The organism is Streptomyces sp. NPDC006294, from assembly GCF_042870895.1.
GTDB lineage: Bacteria > Actinomycetota > Actinomycetes > Streptomycetales > Streptomycetaceae > Streptomyces.
On the sequence record NZ_JBIAHV010000020.1, the window covers coordinates 42,321 to 57,952 of the forward strand.

Annotated in this window: 9 protein-coding genes; 5 read left to right on the top strand and 4 right to left on the bottom strand. The window is 69.5% G+C overall.

The window, feature by feature from the left end:
* Nucleotides 1-67: 67 nt before the first annotated feature.
* From lpdA to ACFYOP_RS29065, 3 genes are read left to right on the top strand one after another with little or no spacing between them, the layout of a single operon-like run.
* On the top strand, nt 68-1,468 hold the full coding sequence (gene lpdA, locus ACFYOP_RS29055; RefSeq protein ID WP_356896704.1) for a dihydrolipoyl dehydrogenase: 1,401 nt from the start codon (nt 68-70) through the stop codon (nt 1,466-1,468).
* A 53-nt stretch (nt 1,469-1,521) separates the two neighbouring features.
* Nucleotides 1,522-1,815, top strand: a complete 294-nt coding sequence (locus ACFYOP_RS29060) for a metalloregulator ArsR/SmtB family transcription factor (RefSeq protein ID WP_356896702.1) — start codon at nt 1,522-1,524, stop codon at nt 1,813-1,815.
* Nucleotides 1,812-2,198, top strand: coding sequence for a VOC family protein (locus ACFYOP_RS29065; RefSeq protein WP_356896700.1), 387 nt, complete (start codon nt 1,812-1,814; stop codon nt 2,196-2,198). Before ACFYOP_RS29060 ends, ACFYOP_RS29065 begins: the two co-directional genes overlap by 4 nt.
* A 27-nt stretch (nt 2,199-2,225) precedes the next feature.
* On the opposite strand, the gene ACFYOP_RS29070 is transcribed toward ACFYOP_RS29065, so the two are convergent.
* From ACFYOP_RS29070 to cpt, 4 genes are all read right to left on the bottom strand, one after another.
* A complete protein-coding gene (locus tag ACFYOP_RS29070; RefSeq protein WP_356896698.1) occupies nt 2,226-2,702 on the bottom strand; it encodes a hypothetical protein in 477 nt (158 codons plus the stop codon).
* Nucleotides 2,703-3,056: 354 nt separating this feature from the next.
* Nucleotides 3,057-3,488 carry a hypothetical protein gene (locus tag ACFYOP_RS29075; protein WP_356896696.1) on the bottom strand — a complete coding sequence of 144 codons (432 nt, stop codon included), beginning with the start codon at nt 3,486-3,488 and terminating at the stop codon, nt 3,057-3,059.
* Between the two features lie 172 nt (nt 3,489-3,660).
* The gene (locus ACFYOP_RS29080) at nt 3,661-3,816 is read right to left on the bottom strand and encodes a hypothetical protein (protein WP_356896694.1); all 156 of its coding nucleotides are present in this window, start codon (nt 3,814-3,816) and stop codon (nt 3,661-3,663) included.
* Nucleotides 3,817-3,881: 65 nt separating this feature from the next.
* Nucleotides 3,882-4,448, bottom strand: coding sequence for a chloramphenicol phosphotransferase CPT (gene cpt, locus ACFYOP_RS29085; protein ID WP_356896692.1), 567 nt, complete (start codon nt 4,446-4,448; stop codon nt 3,882-3,884).
* Nucleotides 4,449-5,247: 799 nt separating this feature from the next.
* On the opposite strand from cpt, the gene ACFYOP_RS29090 reads away from it, so the two are divergent.
* Both ACFYOP_RS29090 and ACFYOP_RS29095 read left to right on the top strand, forming a co-directional pair.
* Nucleotides 5,248-8,892 (top strand): LamG domain-containing protein, encoded by a 3,645-nt coding sequence (locus ACFYOP_RS29090; RefSeq protein WP_356896690.1) that lies wholly within the window; start codon nt 5,248-5,250, stop codon nt 8,890-8,892.
* A gap of 271 nt (nt 8,893-9,163) precedes the next feature.
* On the top strand, nt 9,164-15,628 hold the full coding sequence (locus ACFYOP_RS29095) for an RHS repeat-associated core domain-containing protein (protein WP_356896688.1): 6,465 nt from the start codon (nt 9,164-9,166) through the stop codon (nt 15,626-15,628).
* Nucleotides 15,629-15,632: the final 4 nt, after the last annotated feature.

The following is a 15,632-nucleotide window of genomic DNA, read 5'->3' on the forward strand; positions in this document are numbered from 1 at the left end:
CGGTGGATTCCACCGATGCCGCACGGCGCTACGCCACTCACCGGGCCCGCGCCCCTATGGTGCCGGTATGAGTGCACACTTCGATGTCGTGGTTCTCGGGGCCGGCCCTGGCGGCTACACGGCGGCGGTCCGCTGCGCCCAACTCGGGATGTCCGTCGCGGTCGTGGAGGAGCGGTACTGGGGCGGTGTGTGCCTCAACGTGGGGTGCATTCCCTCGAAGGCGCTGCTGCGCAACGCCGAGTTGGCCCATCTGTTCACCCATGAGGCGAAGACCTTCGGCATCCGCGTCGAGGGCCGGGTCGAGTTCGACTACGGGGAGGCGTTCCGGCGCAGCCGGAAGGTGGCCGACGGCCGCGTCCGGGGCGTGCACTACCTGATGAAGAAGAACGCCATCACCGAGTTCGACGGCACGGGCGTCTTCACCGACGCCCACGCCATGCGCGTCCGAGCGTCCGACGGCTCGGAGCAGAGCATCGGCTTTGATCACTGCATCCTCGCCACCGGCGCCACGACGAGGCTGCTGCCGGGCACGAGCCTGAGCGAGCGGGTGGTGACGTACGAGGAGCAGATCCTCAGCGACCGGCTGCCCGAGAGCATCGTCATCGCCGGCGCGGGCGCCATCGGCGTCGAGTTCGCGTACGTGCTGCACAACTACGGCGTGCAGGTGACGCTGGTGGAGTTCATGGACCGGGTCGTTCCGCTGGAGGACGAGGACGTCTCCGCGGAACTGGCCCGCCGGTACCGCAAGCTGGGCGTCAACGTGCTGACCTCCACGCGGGTCGAGGCCATCAACGACTCGGGCCCGAAGGTGAGCGTCCATGTGACGACCGGCGGGCAGCGCCAGGTCCTCGAAGCCGACAAGGTGCTGCAGGCCATCGGCTTCCAGCCGCGGGTGACCGGCTACGGCCTGGAGACCACCGGCGTACGGCTGACCGACCGCGGCGCGGTCGACGTCGACGCGCGCTGCCGCACCAGCGTTCCGCACATCTTCGCGATCGGGGACGTCACCGCACGGCTCATGCTGGCGCACGCGGCCGAGGCCATGGGCATCGTCGCCGCCGAGACCATCGCGGACGTGGAGACGATGGAACTCGACTACACGATGATCCCCCGCGCCACGTACTGCCAGCCGCAGATCGCCAGCTTCGGCTGGACCGAGGCGCAGGCGCGCGAGCGCGGCTTCGACGTACAGGTGCAGAAGTTCCCCTTCAGCGCCAACGGAAAGGCCCACGGGCTCGGCGACGCCGCCGGCTTCGTGAAGATCCTCAGCGACGGCCGGTACGGGGAGCTGCTGGGGGCCCATCTGATCGGCCCGGAGGTCACCGAACTGCTGCCGGAACTCACCCTGGCGCAGCAGTGGGACCTGACGGTGCACGAGGTCGCCCGCAACGTGCACGCGCATCCCACGCTCGGCGAGGCGGTGAAGGAAGCGGTGCACGGACTGGCCGGTCACATGATCAACATGTAGGCGTACGTGGCTCCGGGTTGATAGGCAAGTGGATACTTGCCTATCGTTGGGTTGTGGCTGATGATGTCTTCAAGGCGCTGGCCGATCCCACCCGCAGGCGCATCCTCGACGAGCTCAGCGAGCGGGACGGGCAGTCCCTCTTCGAGCTCTGCGGCAGGCTGCTGAGCAAACACGGCCTGGGGCTGTCGCGTCAGGCGATCAGCCAGCACCTCGCCGTACTGGAATCCGCCGGCTTGGTCCGCACGCGGCGCCAGGGCCGCTACAAGTTCCACGATCTCGACACCGAACCGCTCGAGCGCATCGTGACCCGATGGCTCAAGCCCGATACGCCGGAGAGCGCCCCATGAGGATCCATCTGACCAGCATCCACGTCGACGACCAGGACAAGGCTCTGAGCTTCTACACGGACGTGCTGGGTTTCGTGAAGAAGACCGAGGTCCCGCTCGGTGAGCACCGCTGGCTGACCGTGACCTCCCCCGAGGACCCCGACGGCACGGAACTGGTCCTGGAACCGGACGACCACCCGGCTGTGAAGCCGTACAAGACGGGACTGGCCGAGGACGGCATCCCGATCACCTCGTTCGCCGTGGACGACGTGCACGCGGAGTTCGACCGCCTGCGCGGGCTGGGCGTCCGGTTCACCCAGGAGCCGGTGGACATGGGCCCCGTCACCACGGCGGTTCTGGACGACACCTGCGGCAACCTCATCCAGATCGCCCACACGAACTGACGACTGCCCGCCCCTCGACGGCCCGTCTCACGCACCACCGTCGCTCTGTCCGCGACGACGAGACCCGGCCGGGTCGGCGGGAGGCGGGGGAAGCGGCGGCGATGGGTGCGCCGGCGGGGGCGGCACCCGTGGCCGGGCCGGAGCCACCGCGGGTGGCGGCGGGGGCGGCGACGCGGGACGCCTGGGTCGCGGCGGCCGTGGCTGCGAACCGACCGGCGGCGGCGAAGCCGGCGGCGGGGGCGGGTCGAGCGCGCCCAACAGCGGTTCGCCCGCGCGCAGCCGGGCAATCGCCGGCTCGTTGCGGCGGCGGGCCAGTGGGCTGTCGTCGCGTTCGAAGACGCACCAGAGGCCGCTGGGGAACTGGCTCTGCATGGAGAGCAGCCGGTAGCCGAGGGCGTGGGCGATCTGCTCGATACGCTCCCGCTTCGAGGCCGAGACAGGGCCGAGCATCACCTCGACACGGCTGCGACCGTCGAAGCGTGCACGTATCCCGTCGCCGGTCATCCGACGTCCCTCCCGGCGGCACGGCAACTCGGCAGCGGAGCGGCCGCACCCGGCCGGCTCCGCACGGCGATGGTTTCACGCGGTTACGGCCTACCCGTCCGCCTCGTGCTGACCGTACTCCAGGCAGCACCGCGTCTCCTCCGGCCGAGGAGGTCTGGAGGCGTTCCCGGGCGTCTCCTGCGAGGGCGGAGGCCACCAGCACCCGCCGCACGCCGACGCGCCCCCGGCCGCCATGCCCGAGGCGCTTCGCACGGCGCCCGGACGGGGGCGCCTCCGGCTCTTCAGAGGCAGTGACGCAACCCCGCTGGGCGGTGCCTCAACCCTCTCACCCTGAAGCCCGGTCGAAGGGAAGAGCTAGAGCTCATAGTCCCGGGCCAGCTCCTCCCAGTCGATGTCGCGCAGCGCAGGGTCGGCACCGTCGCCGGACGGCACGTCCGTTGTGGGCTGGAACCAGACGACGGTCAGGGCGGAGCGGTACAGAACCGGGTCGTGGTCGGGGTCGACCGCTGTCGACCGGAAGGAGCCGACACAGGCCACGGAGGGCAGCACCTCGACAGGGCCGAACGCGCCGGCGGCCTGTTCGGGGTATTCACGGGAGGGCGCAACGAGATGGACCGGTGCTGCGGGAAAGGCACGTTCGACGGTCCGCAGAAGGCCCCTGGTCTTCAGGTCGTTGACGGGCTTGCACGGATAGCCCTCCAGCATTCCGCCGTAGGTCGAGGACAACCGCAGCTCGGAGAGCTCGATCAGCCGACCGGACGCGAGGACTATGCGGCTCAGGGACATGGCGGGACCCTACGTGCAAGATCCACTTCCCGTACACCCATTAACCTGCCGCTCGACGTCCCGCTGCCCGTCAGGAGCGCGTGAGCGTCACGAGTCGCCGGGCGCGCCGGCCAGATCCTCGTAGAACACGGGTACATCATCGCCGCACCGCTTCCCTGACACCCACGCGGTTCTATGGTGCATCGGCAGGATCCAGGTCCAGCGGGCCGCTCACATGACCGGGCTCGTCCCATGCCTCTGCGGCGTTCTCGCACTCGACGCGGTTCACCAGCTCGGGGACGCGATCGACGTCCCCGTGACAGTCGTACATCTGTGCCCAGTTCACCACCTGTGCATTCAACCGTTCCGCTCCGCACGACACCGGTCCGTGCGCGGGGGCAGTGATCGGACGGCTCACGGACCTGTCGCGACTGCCGGTCCGGCGGTCCAGTCGACATGGGCGGCGATGGTGCGCGCGCAGGTCAGGGACTCGGTGCGCGTCGTGTCCACCTCCAGGTCGTAGAGCACCCCCTCGTGGACCACCTCCGCCTGTGACGCGGCCATGCCCCGGACGCGGTCTCCTCGTGCGACCTCGCGGCCCGCGGCGACCGTGCTCTCGCACCTGACGCCGACCCACAGCACGGTCAGTCCGTTCAGCGCCTTCTGCCACCGCTGCTGGGACGCCGCTCCGCCGAGGAAGACGTCGTCGACGATGATCCTGGCGCCTGCCCGGGCCATCGCCGCGATGCCCTCCATCCAGGCCGCCTCCAACACCCGGAAGTCCGCCCCGACATTCACCCCGCCGTCCGCCGCGAACACGATCCCCTCGTCCGACGTCTGCATCCGCGCGGGCATCGCGTCGACGAACGAGTCGCACCCGAACGCCAGCCACGGGTCCGGCAGTACGTCCTGCAGACACCGTACGATCCCGGACTTGCCCGAGCTGGAACCACCGTTGAGAATGATCATCCGAGTCGTCACCGCGCCACCCTAGAGCGCTTGCCGCACGGCACGAAAGGAGTTTCGACAGGGACGGCTCCGCTGGCCTTTGGAGGGCGTTAAGTCCGTTTCTGATGGCGGCCGCGTCTGGGTTGTTCGAGGAGTCCTTGGCGGACGAGTCGTCCCAGGCGGGAGCGGGTGACGTTGATCGAGGGCTCGTCCGTGGGCAGGCTGGGGTGTTCGTGCAGATCACGGACGCGGAACACCTTCCCGGGGTGCTCGTTGAAGGTGGTCACGATGCACTGGTGGACGGCGGCGGTGGCGGTCTTTCCGGGGGCCGTTGCGTGGTTGGGAGGGGTGGGGCCGTCGATGCCCAAAGCCCCAACGCCGTTTGGCCGGGCACCTCCGCACCGCTCAATTTGGAGTTGAACCACACCCCCTGCCCACAACCCCCGCTCTCCGAAGCGGAAGTAACCTTTCCATCACAACCGGTCCCCCGGCCCCCTCTCCCCAGCCCCCGGAATTCAGGTTCCTCCAGAACCCCCCTCCATTACATGACGGGTCATCAATTACTTTGCGTTCGGGAAGGGTTCGCAATTGCCACTCCGTAGCTTCTCTGCCTGAACACTCCACCGGAGGGCCGGCCTTTATGGCCCGATTTTCCATGACTTCTCACCGTGCGGCACCTCATCTCCTTTCGCTTGCCCCAACGGTGATCAAGAGGCTTTGCTTCTGCTTCCGTTTGAGGTGATCGATACATGTGGAGAATTCCATGAGCAGGGGGTGGCCACGCCGTCGGCGTGGCGATAGATCCGAAGCCGGCAGACGCGCGATCGCCGGAATGGTGGCCGCGGCTGTCATAGGGGGGCTTCCCACGCTGGCGGCGGCTCCGGCCGCGGCTGCGGAAGGAGCCGCCCTCTCGGAGGGGCATGAAGCACTCGCGGAGGCGAAGCAGACCGGACAGCGTGTGGAAGTGGTCGGTGAGCGTACGGAACGCGCGACGACCTATGCCAACCCGGACGGATTCTCCTTCACTCTTGAGGAGTCTTCTGTGCCCGTGCGCGTGGCAAGGCCGGGTGGAGGCTGGCAGGAGCCGGATGCCACGCTGGTCCGCCGGGCGGACGGCTCGGTGGCACCGAAGGCGGCTGCCGTGGATATCGACTTCTCGGATGGCGGCGACGGTGCCGATCTGGTGACGATCTCCAAACAGGGCCGCTCCCTCCAGTTCGGCTGGCCGGGGAAGCTGCCCCAGCCTGAGCTGGACGGTTCAAGCGCGGTGTACAAGAACGTGCTGCCGGACGTGGACCTCAGCATGAGCGCCACCGTGGAGGGGTTCCGCCAGGTTCTGGTGGTCAAGACTCCCGAGGCGGCGAGCAACCCGCAGCTCCGTGAGATCGAATACGGTCTCAAGGCCGACGGCCTGACTGTCCACAGCATGCCGGGCGGCACCCTGTCTGCGAAGGACGAGTTGGGGCGCACGGTGTTCCGCGCCCCCGCCGCGCAGATGTGGAACTCCGCGGGACTGGCCGACGCCACCTCCAGCCCGGCAATCTTCCAGTCTGCCCCGGCCGAAGGGCCGACCGGTCCCTCGGTCGCCGGCGCGGCGGACGGGCACTCGGGCGAGGGGTACGTCGACCGCTCGCAGCAGCCGGGCGAGGGCGACCTCGTCAAGGACATGGAGACAAGCGTCGACCGGGACTCGCTGTCGGTCGTCCCCGACCCGGAGCTGATCCGCGAGACCACATCCGATCAGTACCCCATCTACATTGACCCGACGGTGACGTGGGGCGAGTCGGAGCGAACCCTGCTGCGCTCCGACGGCTACGAGTCGTACGGCTGGGGCAATGGATCCGACGGCCGCGGCGAGGGCGTGGGCAAGTGCGGCACCTGGAGCGGGTACTACTGCGGCCCTGGCTATGTCCAGAGGCTGTACTTCGAGTTCTCGCCCGCCAGCCTGAAGGGCAAGCAGGTTTTGGACGCGACGTTCCGTGCCACGGAGACCTGGTCGTTCACCTGTGACGCGCGCTGGGTGGACCTGGTCCGTACGAACAACATCTCCGCGTCCACGACCTGGTCGTCACGACCCTCGGAACTGGACTGGATGGGTGACCGGTACGTATCGGCGGGCCGGGGCACGGCGTGCAGCCCCTCACAGCCGGCGGCGGCCATCGAGTTCAACGACAACCCGGAGGAGACCAACGAGAACCTCACCCCGACGGTCAAGGACTTCGCCGCGGGCAAGTTCTCCCGGCTCACCCTGGAGCTGCGGGCGCACGACGAGTCCGACACCTCCGCCTGGAAGCGCTTCAAGAACGACGCCGTACTGTCCGTCAAGTACGTCGGCCTGCCTGCCAAGCCGAGCAGCATCGGTGTGGTCGCCGGTAGCAGTCAGGTGTGCTCGACGAGCGAGTCCGCTCCCTCGGTCGTCTCCGACCCGACCCCGGCGCTGACCGCGACCCCGCAGACCATGGCGGGCGGCGAGTCCGGTGCCAAGTTGCGGATCTTCTTCGACGTTGACCACAGGAACAGCGACGGCACCTGGTCCGACACGTCGGCGGGCAACGGCGAGTTGCGGCCGACCAGCGGCTTCGTCGGTGACAACGTCAAGCAGACGCTGTCGTGGTCGACGCTGAGCGAGGGCAAACTCCACCGCTACCGGGCCTGGACTCGCTCGTACTACGACAACGGGACGGACTACCTGGCAGGCCCGTCGAACGCCTCCACCACCGGCTGGTGCTACTTCAAGGTCGACCCGACCGCGCCCAAGGCGCCGAAGATCGCGTTCACCGGTCCCTACACCGAGTGCACGTCCAACGTCTGCGAAGGCGGGGGTGGTCCGGGTGTGGAGGGCTCCTTCGTCTTCTCCGCGGCGGACGGCGACACCTCGAACGTGGCCTACCAGTACCGGCTGACGCAGAGCGCCGGCTGGACGGCACTGAACGGTTCCACTGCGACCGCCACGGTCACCCCGGACCGCTCGGGCACTCATCGGATCTACGTGCAGGCCAAGGACGGCCTGGGCCGCTGGGGTGCGGAGAACGTGGTGGACTTCCTGGTCGCCGCGGGCGCCGGGCCCCTCGCGCGGTGGCACTTCGACGAGTCCTCAGGTACGGCGCTGGACGCCACGAGCTCCGGCCATGACGCCTCCCTGGGTGGCGCCGCCACCCGCGACGACCGGGGACGGCGTGGGCTGATCACCCACGACGCCAACGGCATGCAGCTGCCCGCGCCGGTCACGGACAAGGGCCTCGCCCTCGACGGCAGCGGCGGGTACGCGGCCACCTCCGGCCAGGTCCTGGAGACCCGGTCCTCCTACACCGTCTCCGCCTGGGTGCGCATGGATCAGGCCGGCCGCAACCGCACCTTCGTCAGCCAAAACGGCACCCACCGCAGCCTGTTCTACCTCGGCTACGAGCAGAGCGCCGGTGCGTGGTCCTTCCGGGCCGTCAACAACGACGCCCCGGCGGGCGGCAGCTGGTCCTACAGCCGAGTGAAGTCCTCCGAACCGGCCACCCTGGGCGTGTGGAGTCATCTGACCGGCGTGTACGACGCGACGGCCAAGACCGTGGCCCTCTACGTCAACGGGCGGCTGCAGGGCACCGCCCCCTACACGACCGCCTGGGCCTCCACCGGGCCGCTCCAGATCGGCCGCGTCTTCTGGTCGGACGTCTACACCGACCCGTCTCTCGGCTCCATCGACGAGGTGGCCGTCTGGCAGCGGACGCTGAGCGCAGCCGAGATCGCCGACGAGGCGAAGCTGCTCACATCCGACGGTTTCGCCGGCGCTGAGCTGGTAGCCGACTGGTCGGCCACCCAGGCCAGCGGCACCACCGTCCCGGACGGCACCTCCGGCTACGGGCGCACTCTGACCCTCTTGGGCGGGGCTTCCGTCGTGGACGGTCAGCTCGTGTTCGACGGCTCGGACGACGCGGGCACCGCCCCCGGTCCGCTGGTGGACGACACGGGTTCGTTCACCGTCACCACCCTGGCCGAACTCGACGGCACGGCACTGGCATCCAAGACCATCGGGTACCTCGGCCAGGTTCTCGGCCAGCGCACCGCCGACGGCTCCTCCTGGGGCCTGTGGTTCAAGCTGACCGGCAAGGAGACGGTCTTCGACGAGGAGACCTTCGAGGAGCGCACGGTCCCTGTCGGTACGTGGCACTTCGGACGGCTCAACAGTGACGGCACCCTCACCTCGGTGGCGTCGAGCGGCCTCGCCGAGCTGGACAGCCCCGTCCGGCTGACCGGCGTGTTCGACGCCGCCGACGGCGGGGAACCGAAGGTCAGTCTCTACCTCGGCCACAACCGCCAGGGCGACTCCTTCCCGTTCACTCCGGTGCGCGGCTCCGGCGAGTTCGCCGTCGGCACGGCGTTCGACGGTGGTTCCTGGCAGCACCACCTCCCCGCGCGCCTCACGGACCTGCGTGTGTGGGCCGGTGCCATGGCCTCGTCGACGCAGATCACCGAGTTCATCGGCGACTGACATTCCCTCGGAGGGCCGTCGTCGTCCGACGGCCCTCCGAGGGACGCGTACACCGGGCCCGGTCCCGGGGTACGCCCCTGCGGCAGGCTCCGGTTCGGCCGCGCCCTCGCGGCCGCCGTCGGCCCAGGGCTCCCGTCCCAGCGCGGTCCGGTCCGCTTCAGGACCGGACGTGCTCGCGTGCGCCCCGCACCGGTCGCTCCGGTCCGGCTCCGCCTGCCGCCGATTCCCTCTGTCATCCCCCGCTGCGGGGGACCGGAAGAAGAAGGCACTCATGACATTCGGCATACCCACCCCGACGAGGCCACCAGGCGGAACGGAGCGGCGCAGAGCCCGCTTCCGGGCACGCCCGGTGGCGACCGTCCTGTCGCTGTTGCTCGCCCTCCCTGCCGGGCTGGCTCCGGTCGCCGTGGCGGCGGAGGCCCTGGGCCGGCCCGACGCGCCGGACTCCCGGCCGAGCAAGGTCGAGGAAGTGTCCGGGCCCGGGGCGAAGAAGGACCGCCAGCGCGTGGCCAAGGAGAAGAAGGCGGACGCCGCCCTCGCCCGCAAGGCGGCGGCCGAGCGCAAGGCATCCTGGCCGTCCGGCGGAGAGGCGACCGTCGCCCTCGCCCCGGGAAAGACCGCTGCCGCCGAGCCCGGCGGACTGCCCGTCACCGTCTCCGTACCCAAGGCCCCCAAGTCCGGCAGCGCCAAGAACGCCGCCGGCACCGTCGAGGTCGCCGTCCTCGACCAGGACGCGTCCCGGCGCGTCGGCATCACCGGCGTCCTCCTGACCGCCGCTGCCGAGCAGCCCAGCCGGGCCCGCCTCACCCTCGACTACACCGCCTTCGCCGGAGCCGTGGGCGGCGACTGGGGCGGACGGCTCCGGCTCGTCCAGCTCCCCGACTGCGCGCTGACCACGCCCGCAAAGGCGAAGTGCCGTACGCAGACGCCCGTGGAGTCGGCCAACGACATCTCCGCCCACACCCTCTCCGCCGGCGTCACCCTCGACCGCGCCGACGCGGGCCTGACCACACAGGCCGTCTCGGGCGGCACCGTCTTCGCCGTGAGCGCCTCCGGCGGCTCAGGCCCCTCGAGCTCCGGAACCGGCAACTACTCCGCCACCCCGCTCGCGGCGTCGTCCTCCTGGGAGGCCGGCAAGAGCTCCGGATCGTTCTCCTGGTCCCACGACTTCCCGCTGCCCTCGGCGGCCGCCGGACCGGCCCCGGCGCTCTCCCTCTCATACGACTCGGGAAGCATCGACGGACGCACCGCCACCAGCAACAACCAGGGCAGCGCGACCGGTGAGGGCTTCAGCATCACCGAGTCGTACATCGAGCGCGCCTACGGCAGCTGCGACAAGGACGGCCACAGCGGTGTGGACGACCAGTGCTGGAAGTACGACAACGCCAGCCTGGTACTCAACGGCAAGTCCTCGAAGCTGGTGAAGGACACCACCACCGGCACCTGGCGGCTGTCCGACGACGACGCCTCCAAGGTGATCCGCTCCACCGGCGCCGACAACGGCGACGACAACGGCGAGCACTGGACCGTCACCACCGGCGACGGTACGAAGTACGTCTTCGGCCTGAACAAGCTCGACGGCGCCACCACTCAGCGCACCAACTCCACCTGGACCGTGCCGGTCTTCGGCGACGACTCCGGCGAGCCCGGCTACACCAAGGGCAGCACGTTCGCCGACCGCTGGGTCACCCAGGCCTGGCGCTGGAACCTCGACTACGTCGAAGATCCCTACGGCAACGCCGCCAGCTATTGGTACACCGCCGAGACGAACCACTACCCCCGCAACAAGGCGACCACGGCGAACGCGTCCTACACGCGCGGCGGTTACCTGAAGGAAATCCAGTACGGTCTCCGCGCCGACGCCCTGTTCACCGACAAGGCCGACGCCAAGGTCACCTTCGCGCACGCCGAGCGCTGCACCGTCGCCGACTGCACCTCGCTGACCAAGGAAACCGCCCACAACTGGCCGGACGTCCCCTTCGACGCACTCTGCGCCAGCAGTGCCACCGACTGCTACACGACCTCGCCGTCCTTCTTCTCCCGCAAGCGGCTGACCGGCGTCAACACCTTCACCTGGAACGCCTCCACCACCGCCTACGACCCGGTCGACTCCTGGAAGCTCACCCAGCAGTACCTCGACGGCGGCGACATCGGCGACTCCTCCGACCACGTCCTCACCCTGAAGTCGCTCCAGCGCACCGCCAAGGCCGGCACCGCCCTCACCGTGCCCCCGGTCGGTTTCACGTACCGGCTGCTGCCCAACCGCGTGGACGGCACGGACGACATCCTGCCGCTGACCCGGCCTCGGATCTCCACCGTCACCTCGGAGACCGGCGCCATCACCACGGTCACCCTGTCCGCCCCCGAGTGCGTCCGCAGCGAGGTCCTCGGCACCGCCGAGGACACCAACACCCGTAGCTGCTACCCGCAGTACTGGAACATCAACGGAGCGCAGGAAGCCTCCATCGACTGGTTCCACAAGTACCGCGTCCTCGCCGTGACCACCTCCGACCCGGCCGGCCACAACGAGGCTGTGGAGAACTCCTACTCCTACGCGGGCGCCGCCTGGCACCACAGCGACTCGCCCTTCACCCCGAAGGCCGAGCGCACCTGGTCCGACTGGCGCGGCTACCGCCAGGTCACCGTATACAGCGGCGCGAAGGGCACCACCCAGCCGCAGCACAAGACGGTCTCGCTGTACATGCAGGGCATGGACGGCGACAAGAACAAGGACGGCACCACCAAGTCGGTGAAGCTCGCGCCGCTGGCCACTCCCTCGGTCGGCCTCGCCACCCTCACCGACAGCGACCAGTACTCCGGTCAGCTGCGTGAGAAGGTCGTCTACAACGGCGCCCAGCCGATCTCGGTCACGGCCAACCAGCCGTGGTCCAAGGAGACCGCGCGCCAGACCGGCGTACCGGACTCCGCCGACCACGTCGCCCGATACGTCCGCACCGGTCAGACCACCACGTACACGCATCTGACCGCCTCGGACACCTGGCGCCGACAGGCCGTCCAGACCACCTTCGACAGCTACGGCATGCCGGTCACCGTCTACGACTCCGGGCTGTACGGCACCGCCGGGGACGAGACCTGCACCCGCACCTGGTACGCCCGTAACGACGCAGCCGGACTGACCGCCCTGGTCTCCCGCAGCCGCACCGTGGGCAAGCAGTGCACCGTCGCCGACGCCGACCTCGACCTGCCCACCGGCACCGGCACCCGCGGCGACGTCCTCTCGGACACCGCCACCGTCTATGACGACCCGACCGCCAGCACCTGGACCGCGAACCAGGCCCCCACCAAGGGCCTCGCCACCTGGACCGGCCGCGCCAAGGGCTACACCAGCACCGGCACGCCCAGTTGGCAGACACTCGCCACCGAGACGTACGACGTCCTGGGCCGCACCCTGTCGACCACCGACGCCGGAGGCCACACCTCGTCGACGGCCTACACCCCCGCCACCGAGGGCCCGCTGACCCGGACCATCCACACCGACGCCAAGGGCTTCCGCACGGTCGACTTCCTCGATCCGCGGCGCGCGGTCCCCGTCCGCTCCTACGACGCGAACCTCAAGAAGACCGAGCGCACCTACGACGCCCTCGGCCGGCTGACCGCGGTCTGGGCACCCGACCGCTCCAAGGCCGGAGGCCAGGCTGCGACCGCCACCTTCGCCTACCGCATGGCGGCCGACGCCCCGTCGTGGGTGTCGTCCTCGTCCCTCAAGGCCGACGGCACGAGCTACAACACCAACTACGCGCTGTACGACGCGCTGCTGCGTCCGCTGCAGACCCAGACGCCGAGCCCGCAGGGCGGGCGGCTGCTGACCGACACCCGCTACGACTCGCGTGGCCACGCCTACGAGACATATGCCGGCGTCTTCGACCCCACCTCCGCACCGAACGGGACGTACACCCGTGCCGAGTACGGCGAGGCGCCGACGCAGACGGAGACCGTCTTCGACGGGGCCGGCCGCACCGTCTCCAGCACGCTCCATGTCTACGGCGTCAAGAAGCGGACCACCACGACGAGTTACACCGGTGACTCCACCGCCACCAGCGCCGTCCAGGGCGGCACGGCCACCCGTACCATCACCGACGCACGGGGACGGATGGTCGAGTCCCGCGAGTACGCCTCCACCAGCCCCGCCGACCCCCAGTACGGCGGCGCGCTCGGCAACGGCTACGCCTCGGTGAAGTACACCTACACGCTCGACGGCAAGAAGACGTCCATCACCGGCCCCGACGGCGCCAAGTGGACCTACGGCTACGACCTCTTCGGCCGACAGACCACCACCGGAGACCCGGACAAGGGCACCTCGACAACCGCATACGACGCCCTCGACCGGCCGGTCAAGAACACGGACGCCCGAGGCACGGCCGTTCTGACCGCCTACGACGAGCTGGGCCGTGAGACCGGCACCTGGCAGGGGTCCAAGACCGACGCCAACCAGCTGACCGGCCGCACCTACGACGGCGTGTTCAAGGGCCTGCCCGACAGCACGACCCGGTACGTCGGCGGCAAGACGGGCGCGGCGTACACCAAGTCCGTCACGGCCTACGACAGCCTGTCCCGGCCGACCGGAACCAGGCTCACCCTGCCGTCGAGCGACCCGCTGGTCGCCTCGGGCACACCCGCGACCGTCGACTTCTCCAGCTATTACAACATCGACGGCACCCTGCAGAACAGCTCCGAACCAGCGCTCGGCGGACTGCCCTCCGAGATCGTCGGCTACGGCTACAACGGCCTCGGCAACGTCACCTCGGTCACCGGCGCCACCGGCTACCTGCGGGCCGCCGACTACTCGGCCCTGGGCCAGATACAGCAGCTCACGCTCGGCACCGGCGGCTCGAGCGCCAAGAACGTCTACGTCACCAACACCTATGAGGAGGGCACCGGCCGGCTCACCCGCAGCCACGTCACGGACCAGACGCACGCGTACATGCTGCAGGACCTGACGTACGGCTTCGACGACGCCGGCAACATCACCTCCATCGCCGACCCGACCACACTGGGCGGCACCGTCGGCGCCGAGACCCAGTGCTTCGCCTACGACGGCCACCGCCGCCTCACCGAAGCCTGGACCCCGTCCTCACAGAACTGCGCGGACGCCCGTAGCGCCGCCACGCTCGGAGGCCCGGCCCCGTACTGGACCAGCTGGAAATACAACGACGCCGGACAGCGCACCCGCCAGACGCAGCACACCGCCGGCGGCGACACCGCCATCGACTACTGCTACACCAGTGCGAAGCCCCACACTCTCACCGGCACCAACAGCAGCGGCTGCGCGCTGTTCACCCCCGGCTACGCGTACGACGCCACCGGCAACACCACCAAGCGCCCCGGCGCCACCGGCACCCAGGACCTGTCCTGGTCCCCCGAGGGCAAACTGAGCAAGATCAGCGAGAGCGGGAAGGACACCGACTATCTCTACGACGCCGACGGCACCCTGCTGATCCGCGCCACCGAGGGCGGCGAGCGGGTCCTCCACCTCGGGGCCACCGAGCTGCACCTCAAGGCCGACGGCACCACCTGGGCCAAGCGCACCTACGGCGCGGCCGGCCAGACCATCGCGGTCCGCACCAATGAGTCGGGCACGCAGAAGCTGTTCTACCTCGCGGGCGACCACCACGGCACCCAGTCGCTGGCGATCGCCTCCGACACCCAAGTGCCGGTCAAGCGCCGCACCACCCCGTTCGGCGCCGACCGCGGCACCACCACGGGTGGCGGCTGGCCCACGGACAGCGGCTTCCTCGGTGCCACCACCGACGCGGCCACGGGCCTCACCCACATCGGGGCACGCGAGTACGACCCATCGACCGGGCAATTCATCAGTGTCGACCCGCTCCTCGCGCTCGACCAGCCCCAGTCGCTGAACGGCTACAGCTACGCCAACAACTCCCCGGTCACCTTCTCCGACCCAGACGGCCTCCGCCCGCTCGGCCCCACCGACGGGGGCGTCGCCGCGGACAACCAGTGGGCGAAGGACCGCGGCATGGACGCCGGGTTCACCTACCAGAACGGCAAGTGGACCTGGAAGCAGACGCCCAAGTCCGACCCCGAGTCCCAGAAGAAGTACGCGGCCTACCAGGCCGACCCCGCCCACTACCTCATCGACGACAGCGCCGCCCAACAGCGGGCTGCCCAGCAGAAGGCCGCTCGCCAGAAGGCCCTCGACGATGCGCAGGCCAAGGCCGATGAGGAACAGCGTAAGAAGGACGGCGTCTGGGGCAGCCTCAAGAAGGGCAACTTCAGCAACGCCTGGGACAACACTACGGACAAGGTCGGCAACGCCTGGGGCAGCATCAGGGATTCCGGGTTCGGCCAGTGGGTCGGTGACCACTGGCGCGACATCGCGGATGTGGCGGTCTTTGCGGCATGCTTCGTCTCACTCGGAGTGTGCGCCTTCGCCGTGGCCGTGGCGATCACCGCCAAGGCACTGGCGGACTTGAAGACGCACGGGCTGGACTACGCAGGAGAGCAGTTCTCGAATAACATGCTCATGGGTGCGGTCGGTCTGGGCGCAGGAGCCGCTGCCGGAATGTCCTGGAAGGCGGGCGTAAACTCGGGACGAATCACCGAGCACCCGCCCAGAGGTCGCCACGCAGCGGGAAGAGGCAGGCACGCGGCGCCTGGGCGTGATCCGTTCGTCCGGGGTGCGGAATTCGTCGTCGGGGGCAGCGCGGGCGTCGCAACCTGCGCCATACCGTCCATCGTCGGCCCGAGCTACTGCTGACATG